Here is a 22,959-nt window from a genome sequence, read left to right on the forward strand (position 1 = left end):
GGCTCAGAAATTACGGCTAAGAAACTACGGCAGCTCCGGCTGCCGTCACAGCCTGCAGGCGCTCCGCATCGCTGCCCGGTGTATCCGGGCGCCGGACCGGAACTCCGGCCTCCTCGGCAATCAGTGCCCCGGCGGCGTAGTCGTATTCGTTGAGGCCGCGCTCCACATAGGCGTCCAGCGTGCCGTCAGCCACCAGGCACAGATCCAGGGCTGCGGACCCGAGCCGGCGCACATCGGCGAATCCGGCCGCCAGCTCCCCCAGCGCGGAATACTGTTCGGCACGCACGCCGGCGTCGTAGGAAAATCCGGTGCCCAGCAGTTTGCCGGTCCGTTCCGGGTCCGGTCCGGTCAGTTTCCGGACCGTGCCGTGTTCGGTTAGCCAGGCCCCGTGTCCCCGGGCGGCCGAATATACGCGCACCAGCGCCGGTGCGTGGACGACGCCGGCCAGCCAGACGCCGTCGTCGGTCACCGCGGCCACGGAGGTGGCGTAATAGACGATGTTGCGGATGAAGTTGGTGGTGCCGTCCAGCGGATCGATGGACCAGCGGATGCCCGAGGCGTGCGCCGGAACGCTGGCCTCCAGCTCTTCACCCGTGACGGTGTCCTGCGGGCGCAGCCGGGCCAGGACCTCCCGGACCGCCCGCTCGGCGGCCGTGTCGAATTCGGTGACCCAGTCGCCGTCGGCACTCTTGTTGACCGCGTTCAGTCCCTCCGCGGTCCGCCTGGCCAGGACAGCCGCGCCTGCCGCGGCCGCCTCCCGTGCCACATCGAGCAGCTCCAGCGGATCAGCGGGATCGGGCAGCGGGCTCATTCGGTGCCTTCCTCCGGGACGGGGCCGTCAGCTGCAGTGTCCAGCGGCACCGCACCTTCGGCCAGCAGGATGCGGAAGCCGTCTTCGTCGATCACCCGGACACCCAGGGATTCGGCCTTGTCCAGCTTGGTTCCGGCGTTCTCCCCGGCCACCACATAGTCGGTCTTCTTCGAGACCGAGCCGGAGGCCTTGCCGCCGCGGGTCAGGATGGCTTCCTTCGCCTCATCTCTGCTGAAGTTGGGCAGGGTGCCGGTGACGACGACGGTCAGGCCCTCCAAGGTGCGCGGCATGGACTCGTCGCGCTCGTCCGCCATCCGCACTCCGGCGGCGGCCCAGGCATCCACGATGTCGCGGTGCCAGTCCTCGGCGAACCATTCCGTCAGGGCGGCGGCGATGGTGGGGCCCACGCCGTCGACGTGCGCCAGCTGCTCCTCGGACGCAGCCCGGATAGCCTCCATGGAACCGAAGGCGCCGGCCAGGGCGCGTGCCGCAGTCGGGCCCACGTGCCGGATGGACAGGGCCACCAGGACCCGCCAGAGCGGCTGGGTTTTGGCCTTTTCCAGTTCGGTGAAGAGCTTGCGCGTGGTGGCGCTGGGCTCGGACGGCTTCTTGGCCGTGCCCTTGGTGTAGAAGTACGGGACCAGCTCGGTGCCGTCCACCACGCCCTTGATGCGCTTGGGCCGTTCGATCCGGACGTCCGCCAAATCCTCGATTTTCAGGTCGAACAGGCCGGCCTCGCTGGTCAGCGGCGGGATTTCCGGTTCGGTGGGCGAGGTGAGCGCGATGGCCGCTTCCCAGCCGAGGGCCTCAATATCGAAGGCGCCGCGCCCGGCCAGATGGAACACGCGTTCGCGCAGCTGGGAGGGGCAGGATTTGGCGTTGGGGCAGCGGATGTCCACGTCCCCTTCCTTGGCCGGCTTCAGTTCGGTGCCGCAGGAGGGGCAGTGGGTGGGCATCACGAAGTCGCGGACGGGCGGATCCTGGGCATCACGGAGTGCCATCACCGGGCCGACAATCTCGGGGATCACATCGCCGGCCTTGCGCAGCACCACGATGTCGCCGATCTTCACGCCCTTGGCCTTGACCACGTCCTGGTTGTGCAGGGTGGCCATTTCCACGGTGGAGCCGGAGACCAGCACCGGCTCCATGATGCCGTACGGCGTGACGCGGCCGGTGCGGCCCACGTTCACCCGGATGTCCAGAAGTTTGGTGTTCACTTCCTCCGGCGGATACTTGTAGGCCACGGACCAGCGCGGCACCCGGGAGGTGTTGCCCAGGGCGCGCTGCAGGGCGAAGTCATCCACCTTGACCACAATGCCGTCGATCTCGTGGGACAGATCGTGCCGGTGCTCGCCGTTGGTGGCGATGAAGTCGAGCACCTCGTCGTAGGTGTCCAGCACCTTGTAATAGGGCGACGTCGGCAGGCCCCACTGCTTGAGCAGCTCGTAGGTTTCGGACTGGCTGCCCGCAGCCAGTCCCTCGCGTGCCCCGATGCCGTGCACGTACATGCTCAGCGGCCGCCGTGCGGTGACCTCGGGGTCTTTCTGCCGCAGCGAGCCGGCGGCGGCATTGCGCGGGTTGGCGAACGGCGCCTTCCCGGCTTCCACCATGGACTCGTTCAGGCGGGTGAACTCCCGGGAGGGAATGAATACCTCGCCGCGTATTTCCATCTCGGCCGGAAGATCCTCTCCGGTGAGTTTCCGCGGGATGGAGGCAATGGTGAGCACGTTGTGAGTGATGTCCTCACCGGTGGTTCCGTCGCCGCGGGTGGCTGCCCGGACCAGTTCGCCGTTCCGGTAGAGCAGGTTCACGGCCAGGCCGTCGATCTTGAGCTCGGTCAGCCATTTGATCTTTTCGCCGGGGGCGATGTTCGCAACGGATGCCTCGGTCTTGCGGACCCAGGCATCCAGCTCGTCCAGCGAGAAAACGTCCTCCAGGCTGTACATGCGTGCCAGATGTTCCACCGGGGCAAACGCGGCGGAAACCTCCCCGCCCACTTCCTGGGTGGGTGAATCGTTGCTGACCAGTTCGGGATGCAGCGCCTCAAGTTCTTCGAGCCTGCGGTACAGCCCATCAAACTCGGCATCCGAGACCAGCGGGGCGTCGTCGTTGTAATACGCAAAGCGGTACTTGCGCACCTGGTCGGCGAGGCTCTGGTATTCCTCGCGCAGGGCGTCAGCGGGAGGGGTATCAGTGCTCACGGAATCGACGGCGGCGGCAGAGGACGATTTCACGGGGCCGGATTCTTCCGGGGATGTCTTGGCTATGCTCACCTAACCAATCTTGCCGCATTCCGCCCCCTCCGTGGCAGCCCTGACACTCCGGCCTGGTCCCCTCGCCCCGCCGCACAGCTGACGGCGGCCCTCAGCCGATGTTCTGCACCGCACTCCTAGCCCGGGACCCGGCACCGGACGCGCTCTGGTCGTTCAGGTTCAGGGTCTGTTTCACCAGCACGATGATGTGCCGGGTTTCGGTGGCAGCGTTGCGGAAACGGTTCTCCACCGACTGGTACTCCTCTGAGACGCCGTCGGCGGAGAAATCGGACATGGCGGAATTGACCGCTTTCTCCCGCTCGCCGATGAGCGATTCGAGGCGGCCCGCAAGGGATTGGATTTCCCCCTGTACGGCGGAGGACGTGTCGGTGTCATAGCTCAAACGGTCCGGGGACATGGCAAAGCCTTTCACGATCAGAAACAAAGGGGTGCAGGGAAGTTAGGCCGTCAGCGGGAGGAGCCGAAGCGCGCAGAATCGAAGCTGGCAGATCCCTCCTGCTGCACGGCATTGTCCGCAGCTTCCTGATCCCCGAGCCGGAAGGAACGGTCCATTTCCGACTGTCCCGCCAGGATGGCCGCCAGCGATCCGTTGAGCTCCTTCGCCACCTCGTCGGTGCGGGCCTTGAACTCGTCAAACTTCACCCGGCCCGAACCGTTGAATTTGCCTTCCAAAGGGGCTGCCGCCTCCACCAGCGCGCGAACCAGCTGACCCAGGTCTTCGCTCGAAGAACCCGTCTGCCGGGCAAGTGTCCCCAGCGTTTGCGAACCCATGTCGAATTTCATTACTGCTCACTTTCAGCGCCTGCGCGCCCTCATCCGGTTGATCCGGCGCGGGACCCCGCTTCCCTCCCGGGGCTGTCGGGTCCGTCCGCCGATGGCACCATCCAATGCGCAGGCTCCGCACAACACCACGAGGCTCCGCGCGGCTGTGGATAAACCTGCCGCCGCCTCGCCGGCCCTTTGCCCCGGCAGGATGAAAGGCGTCTGCAAGCCCCTTCCGGCTGGCCTCACATCGGGGGTGCGACGGCACAAACCTTGCTATGGGATGCATCACCTGCTAGGCCTATTCCTACGGATGGGGCGGTTTGCCCGGAGAAAAAGGTTCCGGACTGCCGACGGCGGACGGTGAAGGGAAGTGCATAAGTGGTACGGAAAGAACCGCGGGTGGAAAACGTGGACGAGAAGGATATTCAGGTCAAACCCCCGAGGGAGTGGGCCGCGGGAACGCCGGCGGTCTATCACTCGCTCAGGCCTGCCATTGAGCACATGGGCGTCAAGCGGACACTGGACGCCACCTTCAAGATGAACCAGAAGGACGGCTTCGACTGCCCCAGCTGCGCCTGGCCGGATCCCAATCACCGCAGCAAGTTCGAATACTGCGAAGAAGGGGTCAAGGCAGTTACCTGGGAGGCGACGCCCGTCGTCATCTCTTCGGAGTTCTGGGCCGAGCACAGCATCAGCGAACTCCTCGGGCGCACCGAATACTGGCTGGGCATGCAGGGCAGGCTGACCGAACCCGTGTACAAGCCGGCCGGTGCCGACCACTACCACCCCGTCAGCTGGGACGAAGCGTTCCGGATCGTGGCCGACAAGCTCAACAGCCTCGACTCTCCGCACGAGGCTGCGTTCTACACCAGCGGACGCACCTCCAACGAGGCAGCGTTCCTCTACCAGCTGATGGTGCGCGGTTTCGGTACCAACAACCTGCCGGACTGCTCCAACATGTGCCATGAGTCCTCCGGGTGGGGCATGGGCCAGACCATCGGCGTCGGCAAGGCCACCGTGACCTATGACGATTTCGGCAAGGCCGATCTAATTATCCTGATGGGCCAGAACCCGGGAACAAACCATCCGCGCATGCTGACCGCTCTGGAGGAGTGCAAGCGCAACGGAGGCAGCATTGCCGCGGTGAATCCGTTGCCCGAGGCGGGCCTGCGCCGGTACAAGAATCCGCAGAAAGTGCGCGGGATTGCCGGCAAGGGAACGGAACTGGCGGATCAGTTCCTGCAAATCCGCCTTGGCGGGGACATGGCACTGCTGCAGGCCATCTCCAAGCGCGTCTTCGAGGCCGAGGAACGCAATCCCGGCAGCGTCCTGGACCACGACTTCCTCGACATGCACTGCGAAGGACTGGCGGACCTCAAGGAGCATCTGCTCCAGCTTGATGATGCGACCGTGGTGGAGGCCACCGGCCTGCCGATCGAACAGATCAACGAGCTCGCCGACCGCTACTTGAAGGCGGACAAGGTCATCATCACCTGGGCCATGGGCATCACGCAGCAGAAGAAGGGCGTGCCCACGATCAAGGAAATCATCAACCTGCTGCTGCTGCGCGGGAACATCGGAAAGCCCGGAGCCGGCGCCGCTCCCATCCGCGGACACAGCAACGTCCAGGGTGACCGCACCATGGGGATCTGGGAACAGATGCCCCCGGCCTTCCTGGACGCGCTGGGCAAGGAATTCAACTTTGATCCGCCCCGGGACCACGGTGTTGACGCCGTCGACACCTTCTACCGGATGCAGGAGGGACGGATCAAGTTCTTCCTGGCACTCGGCGGAAACCTGATCTCGGCCATTTCCGACACCCAGTTCGCCGAAGCGGCGATGCAAAAGACCGACATGAGCGTGCAGATTTCCATCAAGCTGAACCGCTCGCACCTGATTACCGGCAAGGAAGCGCTGATCCTGCCCACCAAGGGGCGCACCGAACAGGACATCCAGGAAAGCGGTCCGCAGTTCGTCTCGGTGGAGGACACCGTATGCAACGTGCACGCCTCGCGCGGCAACCTCAAGCCGGTCTCGGACAACCTGCTCTCGGAACCGGCCATCGTATCCCGGCTGGGGGCGCTCGTCGTCGGCGACAGGATCGACGCCGACTGGGCCGGATATGAGAAGAATTATGACCTGATCCGCGACCACATTGCCCGCGTGGTGGAGGGATGCGACAACTACAACGAGAGGGTCCGGCACGAAGGCGGCTTTGTCCTGCCCAACGGTCCCCGCGATTCGCGCACCTTCCACACCCCCACGGGCAAGGCGGTGCTGACGGTCAACGACCTGGAGGCCGTGGAACGCCCCGAGGGAACGCTTATTCTGCAGTCGCTGCGCTCCCACGACCAGTGGAACACCACCATCTACGGGCACAACGACCGTTACCGGGGTATCCGCGGCGGCCGCCACGTGCTGTTCATGAACCCTGAAGACATCATGGAACTGGGGCTGCAGGACGGCCGGTTCGTGGACATCCACGGGGTGCATCACGACGGCGTTGAACGGGTTCTGCGGAAGTTCCGTGTGGTCTCGTATCCCACGCCCCGCGGCTGTGTTGCCGCCTACTATCCCGAGGCCAACGTCCTGGTCCCCATGGACCACGTGGCAGAGGGAAGTAATACGCCGGTGTCCAAAACCGTGCTGGTGCGGGTGGAGCGCAACCTCGATCCCGAGCACGAGCAGGTTGAGGACTTCAAGACCCGCACGCCGGCCTAAAGCCGGCCATCAACCCCCGGAGGGAGCTTCGGCCACTGGCTGAAGCTCCCTCCGGCGTTCTTCCCGGCTACTGTGCCGAGTTCTTCCAGCCTGACTCGCCAGGACCTTCCAGCCCGGTTTCTGCGAGTGTGGAGACCGTCTCAGCGGCTGTCTGAACCGCTTCATCCGCTGCCTTGCGTCCGCTGGTCTTGGACAGCCCTGCTGCATATCCCACCAAAAAAGTACTGATCGGGCCGGCGTTGTTACCCACGGTCCTGGATGACTTGTCCGCCAGCTCCACCAGCATCTTGTGGTCCACTTCCAGGTCCAGGATCTGCAGCGCCTGAGTCAGGCGGCGGCTCCATTCGCTCAGATTGCGCTCTTCGGCGTCGGGATTAGTACTCATAACATCTCCTTAGGTGCGGGCTGGTGCAACAAGCATTAGCACCGGCCACAGTTTTGCACAACGCCCCGTCCCGCCGCACCGCAAACAAGGTTGTCCACAGCTGCACCTTCCCTGCCCCGATTGCCTGCCTGCGGTGTAAGGATGAAGCCCAACGTGTCCAAGGGCGAGGGGACCTTCATGGCCAGCGACTACGACAATCAGCTCATTGAGTCGGTCACCGTGCGCCGGCACCGGCTGCTGACCGCCTTTCTCTTCGGGGAGAACCCCCATGAACGGCGCTGGCTGGACAGCAACAGGCTGTTTTTCCTCAGTATTGCTGCCGCCGCCGTGATTGCCGCCCTCTGCGTGGGCTACTCCTTCGTCAGCAACCTGCTGGAAGCGTGACCGCCATGGCACACTCCTTCACCCGCGTCACGCTGGTGGGACCGCGCAAACACGCCGACCTGCTGCTGCCGTCGGACCAGCCGGTCGGACTGCTCCTGCCGCAGGTGCTGAACCTTCTGGAGGATACGCCGGCGGAGCAGGTAGCGGCCAAGGTCCTGGTGGCCGGTGACGGCACCGAACTTCACGCCGAACAGTCGCTGGATCAGGCCCGGGTGCTGGACGGCTCGTCCCTTCTCCTCTGCAACGCGGCCGATGCCCCGCCCGCCGCCGTGGTTTATGACGTCACGGACCTGGTGTCGGATGAGGGCAGCGCCGTGGCGGGCAGATGGTCCCGCCGGTTCAGTGACCTGACGGCAGGAGCCTTCACCGCTGCGGGGTTCTGGGCCGCTGCGGAGATTCTGCTGGAAATCCTCGCGCCGGGATCGGTCCCGTGGCTGCTGCCGGTGCTCTCGGTGCTGCTGCTGGCTGCCGGAGCGGCCGCGGGGCGTCCGCCGCGGCGGGCCGCCCTCGCCTTCACCGTGGTTTGCGCCGGCTGGCTCACCGGCCTCGGCGCCGCGCTCCATGCCTACGGCGGCGCCCCGCACCGGCTTCCGGCTGCTGCCCTGCTGCTGGCCGGGCTGTCCGCGCTCGCCCTGCTGGCGCTGGCCGCCGGTTCCGCCCGTCCGCGCGCCCTGGTCAGCGGAGCGGGAACCTTGGTTCTGGCGGCCCTGCTGTGGTCCGGAGCTGCCGCTGTTGCCCGGGATCCGGTGCAGGCCGGTGCGCTGGCGGCCCTGGCGGGGACCGTGCTCCTGGGCGTACTGCCTCGGCTGGCACTGGCCTCCTCCGGCCTGGCCGCCCTGGATGACCAGCGGGCCAAGGGCGGCACGGTTCCGCGGACCGATGCACGGAACGCCGTGGCCGCCGCGCACGAGGGGCTGACGCTGGGAACCGTAATTGCGGGCCTGTGCCTCGCGCCGGGGCTGTGGCTGCTCGGTACGGACACGGAGCGTTCACACTGGACGCTTCCGCTGCTGCTGGCGCTGACCCTGGCAGTGTTCCTGCGTACGAGGTCCTTTCCGTTGGCCGCGCAGCGGTTTGCGCTTTACTTTGCCGCCGCCGTCGGGCTGGTGTCCGCGGTGCTGGCGGGACTTCGGCTCCCGGACATCCCGTCCTGGACCGTAGGCGCGGCGGTTCTGGGCCTTGCTGCCGCCGCCTGCGTTTTCCTAACAGGTTCGTTCCCGGACCATGCCCGGGCCCGTTTCCGGCTGTTGGCCAAACGGATGGAAACTGCGGCCATCCTGGCATCCGTCCCGCTGGCAGCGGGCATGCTCGGCATCTTCAGCCAGCTGTCCGTGAGCTTTTCATGACCGTCCTGCGGCCCGCCGGGTCCTCCCTGCTGCGTGTTCTGGCAGGGTCGGCCGGTCTCTTCCGCGCGGATGACTATCCCCAGCGGCTGGCGGAAGCAGCAGCGGGAACCCAGCTTCCGGTCACCACCGGCCGCCGCATCGCCGTGGTGGGCTCCAGGGGCGGAGCAGGCAAAACCACTGCGGCAGCCCTGCTGGCCCGCGTCTACGCCGCCCTGCGCGCTGACGCCGTGGCCGCCGTCGACAATGCCCCGGAGAGCGGCACCCTCGGGTTCCGGATGGGCGTTCCGGGGGCTCCGTCCCTGGACGCAGTTGCTGCCCGCTGTGGGCCTGCCGCTCCGGATTCACTGCGCGAGCTCGCCGCCCTGCTGACGGTGGCAGGGCCGGCCAACCTGCTGGTTACCGGCCGCCGTCGTCCCCGGTCCTGGACGGTGGCCGGATCGGGAGCCGGGCCGGCCCGGGTTCGGCCGGTGCCGGCGGCCTGGCTTCCGCCCGGCCCCGCTGCCGGCGGCCCGCGCAGCCGGCCGGACGGTGGCGCGAAAACGGACAACGGGGAGAAAACGGACAACGGGCCCGACGACGCCGCCGCCTCGCTGCTGCGGATCATTTCCCGCTATTGTTCCGTCACTCTTTTCGACTGCGGTCCCGGCCTCGGTGATCCGGACGCTCGGCGGGTCCTGGCTCAGGCCCATCTGGCTCTCTTCGTGACGCCGGCGAGCGCTTCCGGCCTGGCCGATGCTGCCGAATACGCCTCCGGTTGGGAGCTGGACCCCCTTCTGGGCGGTGTACCCCTGCTGGTCCTGGTGGTTCAGTCGGACAGGGACAGCGACTTTAATGCGGCCCGGGAAGCGGGCAAGCTGCGCCGCTCCGGAATCGACGCCGCTTCGCTGGGCTATGACCGGCATCTGGCGGCGGGGCTGGAAGTGGACCCGGCCCGGTGTTCCCGCCGCACCCGGCTGGAGGCGGCATCGCTGGCCTCGCGCGTCTTGTCCGCCGCCGTCGCCGCACCCGCTGCTGCACCAGCCGCCGCAGACCGGCCGCCCCGGAGAGCTTCCGCATGAGTACCAAGATCCTGCACCGGCCGTCCCGGACCACGGCACCGGCACGCACCATGGACGCGTTCACCCTTGACGCTCCGCCGCCGATTGAAGGCGGCAAAACCGGCATGAACATGATGTCGCTGGTTCCCCTGCTGGGGGCCGGCGTGTCCATGACGGTCATGATGCTGTTCCGCGGATCTTCGCTGGCAGCAGTGGGGGCGCTCACGATGATCGCGACGATTATTGCCTCGGTGCTGATGATGCTCAGCCAGCGAGGCCGGCAGGGAAAGCAGCGCCGGGAGCAGCGCGAAAACTATCTGGAGTATCTGGAACGTTCCCGGGCCTCCCTTCGCGCAGATGAGCAGACCGCTTTGGCTGTGGCCCGGAAGGTCAGCCCGCCTCCGGATGCGCTGTTCGACATCGTCAGGGATCCCCGGCGCATCTGGGAACGCCGCCGCCGTCACGAGGACTTCCTGCAGGTGAGGATCGGTTGCGGTTCCCGGCACGCCCGGGACATCATCATCCAGAATGCCGGATCCGCGCTGGCCCAGACCGACGCCTTCATGACGGCGGAAGTGGAAATCCTCAAACGCCGTTACGAGTCCGGTCCGGAGCTGCCGCTGACCCTTCCGCTGGACTGTGCCGGAAACGTCTCGGTGGTGGGATCCCGGACCTTCGTGACGCAGGTGGCTCGCCTCCTGCTCCTTGAAGCCGCGGCGTTCCACTCTCCCGAGGACCTTCATCTTGCATTCATCCTGCCGCCTGACCGCCGCGATGAGTGGAACTGGGCCACCTGGCTTCCGCATTTGGCGGACCAGCGGTCAGCGCATCCCACCGGGCCGGTCCGCCGGCTGGCGCCCTCAGCGGATGCCCTGGGCGACGTCCTCGCCGAAGACCTGAACCACCGCTCAACTCTCGCAGCGCAATCGCGCAAGAACTTCCTCCGCGGCAGCGTGGGCGCAGCCCTGCCCCGGCTGCTGGTGCTCAGTGATTCGTATGGCCGGCTCCCGGCGGAACTTCAGACGGCGGATCAGCAGGCAACACCCGGGTCCCTGGGGATCACCACCATCTTCCTGGCGTCCGAGCGTTCCCAGGAACCGGGCGAGGTTTCACTGCGCATCAGCGAGGACCCGGCCAATCCCGGGATGTTCAGTGTGGAGAACTACCGCGGGGATCCGCTGCTTCCCGCCGTCGAGCACGGCACGCTGGATGCCCTTCCGCTGTCTGTGGCCGAGGCCCTCGCCCGGGAACTGGCGCCGCTGCGCCTGTCCCCGGATTCGCTGGAGCACGACGCCGAAGACACCGGCCAGGGGTTTCTGGAGATGCTGGGGCTCTCCCCCAACCTGGATGCCGCGGATATCCGGCGGTTATGGAAACCCCGGAGTGACGTGGACTTCCTGCGGGTTCCGCTGGGACCCGATGACCGGGGCAGGCCCGCCCTGCTGGATTTGAAGGAGTCCGCCCAGTCCGGGCACGGACCGCACGGACTCTGTGTGGGTGCCACCGGATCGGGCAAATCCGAGATGCTGCGCAGCATGGTGGCGGGGCTGCTGGCCACCCACTCCCCCGACGTCCTCGCCATGGTGCTGGTGGATTACAAGGGAGGAGCCACCTTTGCTCCGTTTGCCGAGGCACCCCAGGTGGCAGGGGTGATCACCAACCTGTCCGACGACGTCAGCCTGATCGAGCGCGTGTATGCCAGTCTGTCCGGCGAAATCCAGCGGCGTCAGGAAGTCCTCAAAAGCGCAGGGAACCTCCCCAACATCACCGACTACCGGCTGTACCGGCAGGAGCTGAAAGCGCAGGGCCGGGAGGCCGCTCCCCTGCCGCATCTGGTGGTCATCATTGACGAGTTCGGAGAACTGCTGACAGCGCGCCCGGATTTCATTGAACTGTTTCTGTCCATTGGCCGGATCGGCCGCTCCATTGGCGTGCATCTGCTGCTCTCCAGCCAGCGGATCGAATCCGGGAAGCTGCGCGGTTTGGACACGTACCTCTCCTACCGGATCGGGCTGCGGACGCTGTCCGAAGCGGAGTCCCGAACCGTGCTGGACACCCCCGATGCCTTCCATCTGCCTCCGGTGCCGGGATTCGGATATTTGAAGGTGGACACCACCACCTACACGCGGTTCAAGGCAGGCTACGTGTCGGGGCCGCTGGAGGCCGACCGGCAGGAGAACGAATCCGACGGGTCGGGCATCCTGGGCAGGCCGGAGGGGCGGACGCCGAGGAACCCGCGCCGCAGGTCCTGGCGGTCCCCCGCTATGCTGCCTCGCTGGAGGCCGCAGATCCCTCCCCGGCCGGCCAAAGCACCGGCCCGGCTTCGGCGTCGACGGCAACGTCGACGGCGCCCAAACGCACCACCGGGCCCACTGTCCTGTCGGCGCTCATGGATACGTTGGCGGCGTTCCCGCGTGCCGTCGCGCCCATCTGGCTGCCGCCGCTGCCCAAGGGGATAGCCCTCGACCGGGCTGCGGGCGGCCTCTCCACCGGGCCGGGCCTGCGACTGTGTCAGGGCGGTTCCCTGCGGATACCCGTGGGATTGCTTGATGACCCGGCCAAACAGTGGCAGGGCATCTGGGAACTGGACCTGGCTGCCAACGGCGGAAACGTCGCCATTGTGGGCGGTCCCCAAACAGGCAAGAGCACAGCCCTGCGCACCATCGTCGCGGCGCTGTCCCTGACCCACAGCCCGGCGGAAGTGGGGATCTACGGCATTGATCTGCTCGGCAGTGCGCTGATGCCGCTCGAGGGCATCCCGCACGTGGGCGGGATAGCGGTCCGCACCAACCGGGAGGTCATCAGGCGCACCGTCGACGAGCTCCTGGCCATGCTGGCCGTGCGTGAGCAGGTGTTCGAGAAATACGGGGTGGATTCCTTGCCGACGCTGCGGCGGATGTCGGCTGAGGGCTTGATCCCTGAGCTGTCCAGCGCGGACGTCATCCTGGTGCTGGACGGTTACGGACAGCTCGGCGACGAGTTTGAGGACATTGAAAAACCCGTCCACGCCCTAATCAGCCGCGGCGCGGGCTACGGAATCCATGTGATTGCGGCCTGCTCAAGGATGAATGAAATCCGTATTTCGCAGCAGAGCTTCTTCGGAAACCGGATTGAGCTGCGGCTGGCCGATCCCGGGGAATCCGTCCACGGACGCAAGCTCGCCGAAGCAGTCAGCCCGGGCAGCCCCGGCCGGGCACTGACCGACCGCAGGCTGCAGGGACATTTCGCTTTGCCGCGGGTGGATTCGGATCCGGAAGACACGACCGCTGCCCGGGGTCTGCGCGGCCTGGTGGCGGCCGTTGCCGCTTCCACCGGGGAACGCGCCATGCAGGTCCGGGTCCTGCCCGGCCTGGTGTCCGCGGCAACGGTGACCACCCCGGAGGCAGCGGCGTCGGTCCCCCTGGGTCTGCGTGAATCCGACCTGGGCACCGAAATCCTGGACCTGCATAGCAGGGAACGGCATCTGGTGATTATGGGCGATGACGGAACAGGTAAGACCAATGCCCTGCTGTCGGTCATCCGCCGCCTCAGTCAGCAGCACCGGGCAGAGGACATTGTCTTTGCGGTGTTCGATCCCCGCCACTCGCTCGCCGGAGAGGTGCCCGCGGCATCGGTTGGCGGATATGCCACCAGCGCCGTCCTGGCAGAGCAGCTAGCCGCGGCCGTAGCCGGCGAACTCGAAAAGCGGATCTCGGCCGCTCCCGCGGAACTGGCCGGCCTGCCCCGCGTTGTGCTGATCATCGACGACTATGACGTCCTGACTGCCGGCGGCTCTTCGCCGCTGGCGCGCTTGACGCCTTTCCTGCCCCTGGCAGCGGAAATCGGTCTCCATGCCGTCCTCACGCGCCGGGTCCGGGGAGCCAGCCGGGGCATGTACGAGCCGTTCTTCACCTCTTTGCGGGACTCGGGCAGCAGCGCGCTGATCCTCTCGGGGGACCGCGCGGAGGGCACACTGATCAACGGCGTCCGTGCCCGGACGCTTCCCCCGGGGCGGGCCCAGCTGGTCCAGGCCGGCAAACCCGTCCGGGTACTCCAGCTGTTCCACAACGAGCAGGCGCAAGCGGCCGCCGACTCGGCGGCGGCCGCGTCCTAAGGCAGCTGTTTCCCCAAAAGGACCAGCAGCTACGCCCCTGCGGATCCTGCCGCGGGCTGATGCTCCGCTGCGCCGGGCAGGGTCGCGGAGGACGCGCCGCTGCGTTCCCCGGCGCCTTCAACGTCAACTACGAGGACGGTGATGTTGTCCCGGCCTCCGGACCGCAGCGCCGCGTCCACCATGGAGGCGCAGGCGTCCTGCGGGTTGTCCACGGAGCGCAGGATCTGCTCCAGCTGTCCGTCACTGACTTCCCCGGTCAGTCCGTCCGAGCAGACCAGCAGCCGGTCTCCGGGTTCGGCCGGGATCAGCCAGTAGTCGGCCTCCGTGTCGCTGCCGGTTCCCAGCGCTCTGGTCACCACGTGGCGGCGCGGATGGATCAGGGCTTCATCGGGCGTAATTTGGCCCATGTCCACCAGTTCCTGAACCTCGCTGTGGTCCACCGTGATCTGTTCCAGCACGCCGCCGGTCAGGCGGTAGGTCCGGGAGTCGCCTACGTTGAAGACCAGCCATGACGGAACGCCTGCTTCGCGGACCAGGACCGCGCCGGTGAGCGTGGTCCCTGCACGGCCGCCGGTGGCCTCACGGATCCCGGCGTCGGCGTCGCGCAGCAGCACGCGCAAATCATCAGCCCCGATCTCCGGGAGATGCTGGCCGACAAAGGGGGCGTCGCCCAGGGTGCGGACGCAGATGCTGCTGGCCACTTCCCCGGCTTCGTGTCCGCCCATGCCGTCGGCCACGGCAAATACAGGGTCCGCAGCGATCAGCGAATCTTCATTCTGTTCCCGCCGCAGGCCGCGGTCCGAGGCATAGCCAAAGACTGCTCGGAGTTCCATGCCCGGGGATGTCGTATCGTCGGAGTTCAATTCACGCCCTATCCGGAAGCTGCCCGCTGTGTGGACCACAGCAGTGACACATATTACGCCTTGTGGTGATCACCCTAGCGGAATCCGGGGCAGTCCCCGTACTAGTCAAGAATCAGCCCCTGCCCCGTACCGCGGGCAAGAGTCACCGGATGGATTTCCCCAAAACCGCGAACGTTGCGCGGCTGGTGCGGGATCAAAACAAAATTCTCGTTGTTGCGCAGCGCCGCCGCGGTGGAGGCGTCGGTCAGCACGGTGCCTGGCTCCGCGAGGGAAGTGAGCCGGGAGGCAAGGTTCACGGTGGGGCCGTAAATGTCACCGAGCCGTGAAAGCACCCGTCCCCAGACCAGGGACACGCGCGCGGCCGGCAGGAGGTCATCCTCGGTGAAAGCCTTGGCCAGCGCCAGCGAGATTTCCGCTCCGGCCTCGGGGGTTTCGGCGTTGAAGAGCACTTCATCGCCGATGGTCTTCACCAGCCGGCCCCCGCCCACGGAGATGATTTCGGCACATTTGTGCTCAAACCGCTGGACCATGTGGGCCAGGGTTTTCTCGTTCATCTGCCGGGACAAGGAGGTGTAGGACACCAGATCGGCAAACCCGACGGCGCGGGCCAGCGGCAGCGGATTGTCGTCCGACGCTGAGCCGTCGTGGCTGGCCAGTCCGGCCTCGGCGCGCAGGGCAAGCCGCTGCACGGCGGAGTTCATCTGGCGTTTCCAAGCATAGACAAGGGTTTTTTCCAGCGGTTCGATCAGGGCCGGCAGCGCCGCCACCAAAGCCTTGCGTGCCTCGGCATCGGGAATGCCGCGCTGGACCACCATTTCCTCCACCAGGGCTTCGATCTGCCAGACCACCATGCGGTCCGTCATCTGGCCGATGGAGCGCATGATCGAGATCGCCGCCTCTTCGGTCAGCTGCTCATCCCGGACAAGTTCAATCACGGTCGTCAGGGCCTCGCGGTCCTGTTCGGTGAAGAACACGGCGTCGTCGTCGAGGTTGGGGAAGCCCATCGCCCGCCACAGTTTGCGTGCGGACAGCAGCGACACGCCTGCTTCGGCGGCAGCTTCGCGCCGCTTGAGTGTCCGCGGGCCGCCGATCAGCTGCGCTTCCAGCTTCCGGACATCCTCGCGGTCAATGACGGCGGAATCCGATCCATCGTCAGCAGCCGCAGAGTCTGCGTTGCCCGCAGTGCCGGGGGCGCCGTCGTCGTCGTGCTGAATCCGGGGGCGGATAGTGGGCATGGACAGGGTCATGGGTTCGGGATCCGCGGCAGTGTCGCGGCCTTCCTCACTCATCTCCCCTCCCTTCGTAGTCGTATTCCCCATCTCCTTCAATATCTACACCATCGAACATGGCGGTCAGTGGGAGCTGGTCGATCGCCCCCACCACAATGGCCTTGAATTTGTGCACCTCCGGAACGTGTTCGTAGTGCACCATCCGGTTGTATCCCACGTCTACGGCCAGCGTTCCGGAACGCTGAATGCGGTCGGCGAAGGTCTGCCACGCCTCAAGCTGGACAACCGAGGCCAGCCCCAGTTCCCGTTCGCGCCGGCGGAGCACTCCCTGCCGGTGGATCAGTCTCCGGTTGGTCACGATGTAGGAGGCAAAAGCCCAGCGCAGCACCGGAGGAACGCAGAACCGCGCCAGCAACGCCGCCGCTCCGAGCACGACGGCGGCCTGCAGGTACCCGCTCCAGCTGACCAGACCGGTGGGCAGTCCGTCACGGCTGAGGTAGCCGCAGCCAAAACCGGCGACGGCGCACACCACGACGGCGAGCACCACCGGCCAGACCAGCTGGCGGGCATGCGGCCTGCTGGCCACGATGATCCGTTCGCCGGGAGCGAGTTTCAGCCGGATGCTCACGCCTGGACGGCGCGCAGGTGCACCACGTCACCGGCCACGACGGCGTGCCGCTCGCCGGCTCCGTCCACGAGAATCAATGAGCCGTGCGGGTCCAGGGCAACCGCCCGGCCCGTCAGGGAGACCCCACCCGGAAGATCCGCCCGGACCTCCCGGCCGAGGGTATTCATGCGGGCGCTGATTTTCTCCAGCAGCGACGTCCCGTCCGCCCACGGCCGGGAAGCGTCGCCGTCGACCGCCCGGAATTGTTCGTACCTCCGGGCCAGCTGCCGCAAATAGTCCTCCAGCAGAATGTTGCGGTCCGTGGTGGAGGCATATTCCATCAGCAGCGACGTTGCCGTGGGAACCGGCAGGTCCTCGTCCGTGAGGGAAACGTTCATGCCCGCGCCCACGACGACGGCGGGCGGAGCGCCGGACGAATCCGGCACCAGCTGGGCCAGGACTCCGGCGAGTTTCCGTCCGTCGACCATGACGTCGTTGGGCCATTTGAGCCGGGCTTCGACGCCGGTGCGCGCGGCAACGGACTCGGCCAGGGCCAGGGCGGCCAGCAGGGACAGCCAGCCGTAGGACTGGGTGGGCAGCGGGCGGCCGTCGGCGTTCACAGGGCGCAGCAGCACGCTCACAAAGAGCGAGGAGCGCGGCGGCGCGATCCAGGCCCGGCCCAGCCGGCCCTTGCCGGCGGTCTGCATGTCGGCCGTCAGCACGGACAGGTCGGGGACCTCGGCCGGGTTCAGGCGCGCCCGCTCCGCGAGATCCGTATTCGTGGAGCCCGTTTCCGCCACCACGTCCAGTTGGGACAGAGGCCCGTGGGGTGCCGTGAGAGCAGCGCGAAGGCGCTCCTGGTCAAGCCCTGGTCTTTCCATGCTGGAGTAACGCAAATGCATGCTTCCGATCTTACGCGCCGGGCCGGCTTTCCCCGGCGGCGGCAGCCGGGCGGGGGTGTTCCTGTCCCCGGCCCGGCCGCTGCGGGCTGCACGTTAGGCGAGCTGCACTCTTTAGAGGAAGAAGTCCTGCATGAGCTGGTCCTCGGGCGCGCCGAGCGAATAGGGACGGAAGTCGGTGACCCCCTCTTCACGCAGCACCTGCTCATCGGTGTAGAAGTTGCCCGTGGCGTCGCGGCTGGGCCGGGTCAGGACGGCATGCGCTGCGTCGGCCATGATGTCGGAGCTGCGCGAGGCCGCTGCCATGGTCTCGCCGCCGAGGTTGCGGATGGCTGCAGTGTCGATCGAGGTGACCGGCCAGAGTGAGTTGACCGCAACGCCGTCGTTGCGGAGTTCTTCAGCCAGGCCGAGCGTGGTCAGCGACATGCCGTACTTGGCCATGGTGTAGGCGAGGTAGGAACCGGCCCACTTGGGATCCAGGTTCAGCGGCGGGGAGAGCGTGAGGATGTGGGGGTTTTCCGAGCGGCGCAGGGCGTCCAGGGAGAACTTGGAGAGCATGAAGGTGCCGCGGGCGTTGATGTCGGCCATGAGGTCGTAGCTCTTCATGGTCACGTCATCGGTGCCGCGCAGGTCGATCGCAGAGGCATTGTTGACGACGATGTCGATGCCCCCGAATGCCTCCACCGTTTCGGCCACGGCGCGGGTGACGTCGTCGTCATTCCGCACGTCGCCGATGATCGGCAGGGCCTTGCCGCCGGCGGCCTGCAGCTGCTCGGCGGCGGTGTAGACAGTGCCCTGCAGCTTGGCGTGCGGCTCGGCAGTTTTAGCCATGATGGCGATGTTGGCGCCGTCGGCCGCTGCGCGCAGGGCGATGGCCAGGCCGATGCCGCGGCTGCCGCCGGACATCAGGATGGTGCGCCCGGACAGCGAGCGCGTGTTCACGAAAGGTGTATTCGAGGTCATACGGACAGGGTAATGCACCCGGCGGGAATATGTTACTCGTCAGTAACATCGCCTCGAGCCGGGTTTGGCGGGCTCCGGTGCAGTTCGGTGCCTGCGGGTCCGTCGTTTGTACAGATAACGGCCCTCTTCAAATCCGTTGTACAGATAACGGGCCTAAATCCGCTGCTTAGGCCCGTTATCTGTACAACAGTCCCAACGAGCACCGGCGGGAGACTGCCACATTTGCCCGAGGTTCCGCGGGAACGTCGAAGTTGGACGCCCGCCGCGAGGCCGAGCCGGCTGGCTTCCCGAAAATGAGCAGGCCGGGCCGGGAACGCGGAGACAGGTTCTGCGACCCTGCGGAGCCACCCCTGGGGCGAAACCTGTCCTTCGTGCAGATAACGGGGGTTTCCACATTCCTTCGTGCAGTTCCCGGGCTTATATCGCGCAAAAAGCTTGTTTTGGCACCGGTGTCTGCACAGAGGATCTCAACAGCCTTGTTTTGACCCCGGTATCTGCACGAAGGATCTCAGCCTCCCGGTTATGACCCCGGCAGCTGCCCGAAGGATCCCCGCCCACCTGGAAACCTCGCCGGGCCACAGCAATCCGAGCACCACCAACACACCCGCCGCACCACTCAGGCCAAGGGCAGCGGCGCGAAATTGTAGGATCCCTACACCGGGGGCGGACGAATGCCCTCACTAGACTGGATAAATCGCCGTGTGCATTGTGCAGTTCCTACTTAACGCAGAAATCCCGCATCAACACCGCACCGCGAACGCCCCACCCACTCAGCGCTCCGGAGACCAGATGAGCATCGACCAGGACCTTGATCTGCAGACCACAGCGGGCAAGATCGCGGAGTACCGCCGCCGCCAGGCACAGGCTGAAATGCCGTCCGGGCCGGCAGCCGTAGAGAAGCAGCACGCCCGGGGCAAGCACACCGCCCGCGAGCGCATCGAGATGCTGGTTGATGCCGGATCCTTCGTCGAGTTCGACGCCCTGGCCGTGCACCGCTCCACCGCCTTCGGCATGGAAAAGAAGAAGCCGCTGGGCGACGGCCTGGTTTCGGGTTATGCAACGGTGGACGGCCGGCCGATCGCCGTCTACAGCCAGGACTTCACCGTGTACGGCGGCTCGCTGAGCCAGGTCAACGGCGAAAAGATCGTCAAGGTCCAGGAACATGCCCTGCGCAACGGCTGCCCCGTCGTCGGCATCCTGGACGGCGGCGGCGCCCGCATCCAGGAAGGTGTCGCCTCGCTCGCCATGTTCGCGGACATCTTCCGCAACAACGTCCACGCATCCGGCGTGGTCCCGCAGATTTCCCTGATCATGGGCCCGTCCGCCGGCGGCGCCGCCTACTCCCCCGCGCTCACCGACTTCGTGGTCATGGTGGACAAGACCAGCCACATGTTCATCACCGGCCCGGACGTCATCAAGACCGTCACCGGCGAGGACGTGGACATGGAAACCCTCGGCGGCGCCCGGCAGCACAACACCAACACGGGAACGTCCACCTACCTGGCCTCCGACGAGGAAGACGCCATCGAGTTTGTCCGCGAGCTGCTGGACTTCCTGCCCTCCAACAACCTCGCCGAAGCTCCGCTGGCCGCCTTTGCCCCGGACATGGAACTGAACGACGGCGACCTCGCCCTGGACGAGCTCATCCCGGACTCCGCCAACCAGCCCTATGACATGCGCACCGTCGTCGAACAGGTGCTCGACGACGGCCACTTCCTGGAAATGCAGGCCCTCTACGCCCCCAACGTGATGATGGGCTACGGCCGCGTGGAGGGACACACGGTGGGCATCGTGGCCAACCAGCCGATGCAGTTCGCCGGCACCCTGGACATCGCCGCTTCGGAAAAGGCCGCCCGCTTTGTCCGCCACTGCGACGCCTTCAACATTCCCATCCTCACCTTCGTGGACGTTCCGGGCTTCCTGCCGGGCACGGACCAGGAGTTCAACGGCATCATCCGCCGCGGCGCCAAGCTGCTCTACGCCTATGCCGAGGCCACCGTTCCCAAACTCACCGTCATCACCCGCAAGGCGTACGGCGGAGCGTACATCGTGATGGGGTCCAAGAAGCTCGGCGCGGATCTGAACCTCGCCTGGCCCACGGCCCAGATTGGCGTCATGGGCGCCCAGGGCGCGGTGAACATCCTCTACCGCGGCCAGCTCAAGCAGGCGTCCGACGCCGGTGAGAGCGTTGAGCAGGCACGCGCGGACTACATCACCCAGTACGAAGAAGAGCTGCTCAACCCTTACCAGGCCGCCGAGCTGGGCTACGTGGACGCCGTCGTCGCGCCGTCCGAAACCCGCCTGCAGCTGATCCGCGGCCTGCGCGCCCTGCGGGACAAGCGCGCGTCGCTGCCCGCCAAGAAGCACGGGAACATCCCGCTGTGACCGCCTGGGACATGCCGGACACCTGGGGCCGGGAACCGCAGGCCGCACCGCCGCAGCCGCCGCTGTTCTCCGTGCTCGGCGGAAATCCGTCGGACGAGGAGCTGGCGGCGCTGGCCGCCGTCGTCATGGGTCTCACGGCCGACGACGGCGCCTCCCGCCCCGCGCCGGAGTCCGCCCGCCGCACGTGGCACCGGCGTCGGATGCTCAGCCTCGCGCCCAAACCCGGCCCCGGTTCCTGGCGGCGCAGCTTCCGCTAGCCGGCGGCCCGCGGGGCAACTGTTTGCGTTACGTTGGGATTTCATTCATCCGGGGATGTCCGAGGGACGCGTTAGGCTTCACCTGTGACCCAACAGACTCCTTCATCAGATCCCCTGTCCTTCGCTGGCTCGCACAACCGCCAGCCGACCGCCATCGACGCCGTTGCCGATGCGTTCACTGAGACGCTGCTGCAACTGGATCCCTCCCTGGCCACTTCGCTGGGGATCCCCGGCCACGAAACCGAGTACGCGGACTATTCCCCCGCCGGACTTGAATCCGGTGCCGAAGCCATCCGCGAGACGCTGGAACGCCTGGACGGCCTGCAGCCGACCGACGACGTTGACCGCGTCACCCTCGACGCCATGCATGAGCGCCTGGGCCTGGAACTGGAAATCCACGCCTCCGGCTGGAACCTCTCGGACCTGAACAACATCGCGTCCCCGGCCCAGGAAATCCGTTCCATCTTCGACCTCATGCCCGCGGCCACAGTCGAGGACTGGCAGCACATTGCCGGACGCCTGCATAACGTTCCGGACGCCGTCTCCGGCTACATGACCTCCCTGCGCGCCGGCAAGGAACGCGGCCTGCTGCCGGCCCGCCGCCAGGTGCTGATCGTCATGGAACAGACCACCAAGTACGCCGAGGACGGCGGCTTCTTTGACAGCTACGTCGCCGGCGCCGCACTGGCCGACGGCGGCGCCCTCTCCGAGAGCCTCACCGCTGCGCTGCGCGACGGTGCCGACGCCGCGCGCGCCGCCTACCGCAACCTGGCCGCGTTCCTGGAAAGCGAACTGCTGCCCGAGGCTCCGGAAAAGGATGCCGTGGGCCGCGAGCGCTACGCCCTGATGTCCCGCCGCTTCCTGGGCTCCGCCGTGGATCTCGAAGAGACCTATGCCTGGGGCGTGGCCGAGCTGGACCGCATCATCGCGGAGCAGGAAGCCGTTGCCGAGCAGATCAAGCCCGGGGCCACCGTTGAGGAGGCCATGCGCCTGCTGGATGAGGATCCCGAGCGGCAGCTGCACGGCACCGCCGAACTGCAGGCCTGGATGCAAGGCCTGGCGGACCGCGCCGTGGCCGACCTCGCCGGCACCCACTTCCAGATTGACGGGCCCATGCGCGAAATTGAGTGCATGATTGCCCCCACCCAGGAAGGCGGCATCTACTACACGGGCCCCAGCGACGACTTCAGCCGCCCGGGCCGCATGTGGTGGTCCGTTCCCGCCGGCGAAGACACCTTCACCACGTGGAAGGAAACCACCACGGTCTACCACGAGGGTGTGCCGGGCCATCACCTCCAGATCGCGACGGCGACGGCGGCCCGCGGGCTGCTGAACAACTGGCGCCGGAACATCTGCTGGGTCTCCGGACACGGTGAGGGCTGGGCCCTGTACGCCGAGCGGCTCATGGATGAGCTGGGCTACCTCAGCGATCCCGGAGACAAGATGGGCATGCTGGATGCCCAGCGCATGCGCGCCGCCCGGGTGGTCTTCGACATCGGTGTTCACCTGGAACTGGACATCCCCGAGCGCTGGGGCTCCGGCACCTGGACCGCCGAAAAGGGCTACGAATTCCTGAAGCAGAACATCGCCATCTCCGAGGGGCAGCTGAACTTCGAGTTCACCCGCTACCTCGGCTGGCCGGGACAGGCCCCCGCCTACAAGCTGGGCCAGCGCCTCTGGGAGCAGATCCGCGACGAGGTGCGCACCCGCGAGGGCGACGACTTTGATCAGAAGCGCTTCCACACCCGGGCGCTGGAGCTGGGTTCGGTCGGACTGGACACCCTGCGCCGGGCACTGCTGGAGGCCTAGCATCCGCATCAGATGACGGCTTCCCTCAGCCGCACGGTGCGACATTCCTCACAGCACTCCGCGGAATAACCCCCGGGACGGGCGATTCAACGCCATGTTCCGGGGGTTTTCGCTTTTACTGGCGCGAAATCG

General features: G+C 66.7%; 19 protein-coding genes. 9 read left to right on the plus strand and 10 right to left on the minus strand.

Annotation, left to right across the window (positions count from 1 at the left end; genetic code table 11):
* Positions 1–16: 16 nt before the first annotated feature.
* From AC4D2Q_RS07320 to AC4D2Q_RS07335, 4 genes are all read right to left on the minus strand, one after another.
* Positions 17–811, minus strand: coding sequence for an inositol monophosphatase family protein (locus AC4D2Q_RS07320; protein ID WP_490945853.1), 795 nt, complete (start codon positions 809–811; stop codon positions 17–19).
* Positions 808–3,045 (minus strand): NAD-dependent DNA ligase LigA, encoded by a 2,238-nt coding sequence (gene ligA, locus AC4D2Q_RS07325; protein WP_490945854.1) that lies wholly within the window; start codon positions 3,043–3,045, stop codon positions 808–810. The genes AC4D2Q_RS07320 and ligA overlap by 4 nt, the downstream gene beginning before the upstream one ends.
* Positions 3,046–3,175: 130 nt before the next feature.
* Complete coding sequence (locus AC4D2Q_RS07330; protein ID WP_490945855.1) at positions 3,176–3,481, minus strand: pore-forming ESAT-6 family protein; 306 nt, start codon at positions 3,479–3,481, stop codon at positions 3,176–3,178.
* A 50-nt stretch (positions 3,482–3,531) separates the two neighbouring features.
* On the minus strand, positions 3,532–3,867 hold the full coding sequence (locus AC4D2Q_RS07335; RefSeq protein ID WP_490945856.1) for a hypothetical protein: 336 nt from the start codon (positions 3,865–3,867) through the stop codon (positions 3,532–3,534).
* Positions 3,868–4,227: 360 nt separating this feature from the next.
* Here AC4D2Q_RS07335 and AC4D2Q_RS07340 point away from each other — a divergent pair, with 360 nt between their 5' ends.
* Positions 4,228–6,570: an FdhF/YdeP family oxidoreductase gene (locus AC4D2Q_RS07340; protein WP_490945857.1), complete on the plus strand. Its 2,343-nt coding sequence runs from the start codon at positions 4,228–4,230 to the stop codon at positions 6,568–6,570.
* A 67-nt stretch (positions 6,571–6,637) separates the two neighbouring features.
* Here AC4D2Q_RS07340 and AC4D2Q_RS07345 read toward each other — a convergent pair whose 3' ends face one another.
* Complete coding sequence (locus tag AC4D2Q_RS07345; RefSeq protein ID WP_490945858.1) at positions 6,638–6,955, minus strand: DUF6457 domain-containing protein; 318 nt, start codon at positions 6,953–6,955, stop codon at positions 6,638–6,640.
* Positions 6,956–7,096: 141 nt separating this feature from the next.
* On the opposite strand from AC4D2Q_RS07345, the gene AC4D2Q_RS07350 reads away from it, so the two are divergent.
* From AC4D2Q_RS07350 to eccCb, 5 genes are read left to right on the plus strand one after another with little or no spacing between them, the layout of a single operon-like run.
* Positions 7,097–7,339, plus strand: a complete 243-nt coding sequence (locus tag AC4D2Q_RS07350; RefSeq protein ID WP_490945859.1) for a hypothetical protein — start codon at positions 7,097–7,099, stop codon at positions 7,337–7,339.
* Positions 7,340–7,344: 5 nt separating this feature from the next.
* Entirely contained in the window at positions 7,345–8,685 is a 1,341-nt protein-coding gene (locus AC4D2Q_RS07355; protein WP_490945860.1) for an EsaB/YukD family protein, read from the plus strand.
* A complete protein-coding gene (locus tag AC4D2Q_RS07360) occupies positions 8,682–9,743 on the plus strand; it encodes a hypothetical protein (protein WP_490945861.1) in 1,062 nt (353 codons plus the stop codon). Before AC4D2Q_RS07355 ends, AC4D2Q_RS07360 begins: the two co-directional genes overlap by 4 nt.
* Positions 9,740–12,181, plus strand: a complete 2,442-nt coding sequence (gene eccCa, locus AC4D2Q_RS07365; protein ID WP_490945862.1) for a type VII secretion protein EccCa — start codon at positions 9,740–9,742, stop codon at positions 12,179–12,181. Before AC4D2Q_RS07360 ends, eccCa begins: the two co-directional genes overlap by 4 nt.
* A complete protein-coding gene (gene eccCb / locus AC4D2Q_RS07370; protein WP_490945863.1) occupies positions 12,112–13,815 on the plus strand; it encodes a type VII secretion protein EccCb in 1,704 nt (567 codons plus the stop codon). The genes eccCa and eccCb overlap by 70 nt, the downstream gene beginning before the upstream one ends.
* 29 nt (positions 13,816–13,844) lie before the next feature.
* Here the strand turns inward: eccCb and AC4D2Q_RS07375 are convergent, their stop codons facing one another.
* From AC4D2Q_RS07375 to AC4D2Q_RS07395, 5 genes are all read right to left on the minus strand, one after another.
* Complete coding sequence (locus AC4D2Q_RS07375) at positions 13,845–14,648, minus strand: PP2C family protein-serine/threonine phosphatase (protein ID WP_490945864.1); 804 nt, start codon at positions 14,646–14,648, stop codon at positions 13,845–13,847.
* A gap of 131 nt (positions 14,649–14,779) precedes the next feature.
* Positions 14,780–15,967 (minus strand): adenylate/guanylate cyclase domain-containing protein, encoded by a 1,188-nt coding sequence (locus AC4D2Q_RS07380; protein ID WP_490945865.1) that lies wholly within the window; start codon positions 15,965–15,967, stop codon positions 14,780–14,782.
* Positions 15,960–16,535 carry a PH domain-containing protein gene (locus AC4D2Q_RS07385; protein ID WP_490945866.1) on the minus strand — a complete coding sequence of 192 codons (576 nt, stop codon included), beginning with the start codon at positions 16,533–16,535 and terminating at the stop codon, positions 15,960–15,962. Before AC4D2Q_RS07385 ends, AC4D2Q_RS07380 begins: the two co-directional genes overlap by 8 nt.
* Complete coding sequence (locus tag AC4D2Q_RS07390) at positions 16,532–17,416, minus strand: biotin--[acetyl-CoA-carboxylase] ligase (RefSeq protein WP_490945867.1); 885 nt, start codon at positions 17,414–17,416, stop codon at positions 16,532–16,534. Before AC4D2Q_RS07390 ends, AC4D2Q_RS07385 begins: the two co-directional genes overlap by 4 nt.
* A gap of 111 nt (positions 17,417–17,527) precedes the next feature.
* Positions 17,528–18,376 (minus strand): SDR family oxidoreductase, encoded by an 849-nt coding sequence (locus tag AC4D2Q_RS07395; protein ID WP_490945868.1) that lies wholly within the window; start codon positions 18,374–18,376, stop codon positions 17,528–17,530.
* A gap of 789 nt (positions 18,377–19,165) precedes the next feature.
* Between AC4D2Q_RS07395 and AC4D2Q_RS07400 the strand changes: the two genes are divergently transcribed.
* From AC4D2Q_RS07400 to AC4D2Q_RS07410, 3 genes are all read left to right on the plus strand, one after another.
* Positions 19,166–20,761, plus strand: a complete 1,596-nt coding sequence (locus AC4D2Q_RS07400) for an acyl-CoA carboxylase subunit beta (RefSeq protein ID WP_490945869.1) — start codon at positions 19,166–19,168, stop codon at positions 20,759–20,761.
* Positions 20,758–21,018, plus strand: coding sequence for an acyl-CoA carboxylase subunit epsilon (locus AC4D2Q_RS07405; protein WP_490927211.1), 261 nt, complete (start codon positions 20,758–20,760; stop codon positions 21,016–21,018). Before AC4D2Q_RS07400 ends, AC4D2Q_RS07405 begins: the two co-directional genes overlap by 4 nt.
* Positions 21,019–21,102: 84 nt before the next feature.
* Positions 21,103–22,827, plus strand: a complete 1,725-nt coding sequence (locus AC4D2Q_RS07410; protein WP_490945870.1) for a DUF885 domain-containing protein — start codon at positions 21,103–21,105, stop codon at positions 22,825–22,827.
* Positions 22,828–22,959: the final 132 nt, after the last annotated feature.

The organism is Arthrobacter sp. TJ-178 (assembly GCF_058269275.1).

Coding starts and splice junctions, on each gene's coding strand:
- AC4D2Q_RS07380 (WP_490945865.1), bottom strand. CDS start 15,967: ATGAGTGAGGAAGGCCGCGACACTGCCGCGGATCCCGAACCCATGACC.
- AC4D2Q_RS07360 (WP_490945861.1), top strand. CDS start 8,682: ATGACCGTCCTGCGGCCCGCCGGGTCCTCCCTGCTGCGTGTTCTGGCA.
- eccCb (WP_490945863.1), top strand. CDS start 12,112: ATGGATACGTTGGCGGCGTTCCCGCGTGCCGTCGCGCCCATCTGGCTG.
- AC4D2Q_RS07320 (WP_490945853.1), bottom strand. CDS start 811: ATGAGCCCGCTGCCCGATCCCGCTGATCCGCTGGAGCTGCTCGATGTG.
- eccCa (WP_490945862.1), top strand. CDS start 9,740: ATGAGTACCAAGATCCTGCACCGGCCGTCCCGGACCACGGCACCGGCA.
- AC4D2Q_RS07400 (WP_490945869.1), top strand. CDS start 19,166: ATGAGCATCGACCAGGACCTTGATCTGCAGACCACAGCGGGCAAGATC.
- AC4D2Q_RS07390 (WP_490945867.1), bottom strand. CDS start 17,416: ATGCATTTGCGTTACTCCAGCATGGAAAGACCAGGGCTTGACCAGGAG.
- AC4D2Q_RS07355 (WP_490945860.1), top strand. CDS start 7,345: ATGGCACACTCCTTCACCCGCGTCACGCTGGTGGGACCGCGCAAACAC.
- AC4D2Q_RS07335 (WP_490945856.1), bottom strand. CDS start 3,867: ATGAAATTCGACATGGGTTCGCAAACGCTGGGGACACTTGCCCGGCAG.
- AC4D2Q_RS07395 (WP_490945868.1), bottom strand. CDS start 18,376: ATGACCTCGAATACACCTTTCGTGAACACGCGCTCGCTGTCCGGGCGC.
- AC4D2Q_RS07350 (WP_490945859.1), top strand. CDS start 7,097: ATGAAGCCCAACGTGTCCAAGGGCGAGGGGACCTTCATGGCCAGCGAC.
- AC4D2Q_RS07375 (WP_490945864.1), bottom strand. CDS start 14,648: ATGGAACTCCGAGCAGTCTTTGGCTATGCCTCGGACCGCGGCCTGCGG.
- AC4D2Q_RS07330 (WP_490945855.1), bottom strand. CDS start 3,481: ATGTCCCCGGACCGTTTGAGCTATGACACCGACACGTCCTCCGCCGTA.
- AC4D2Q_RS07345 (WP_490945858.1), bottom strand. CDS start 6,955: ATGAGTACTAATCCCGACGCCGAAGAGCGCAATCTGAGCGAATGGAGC.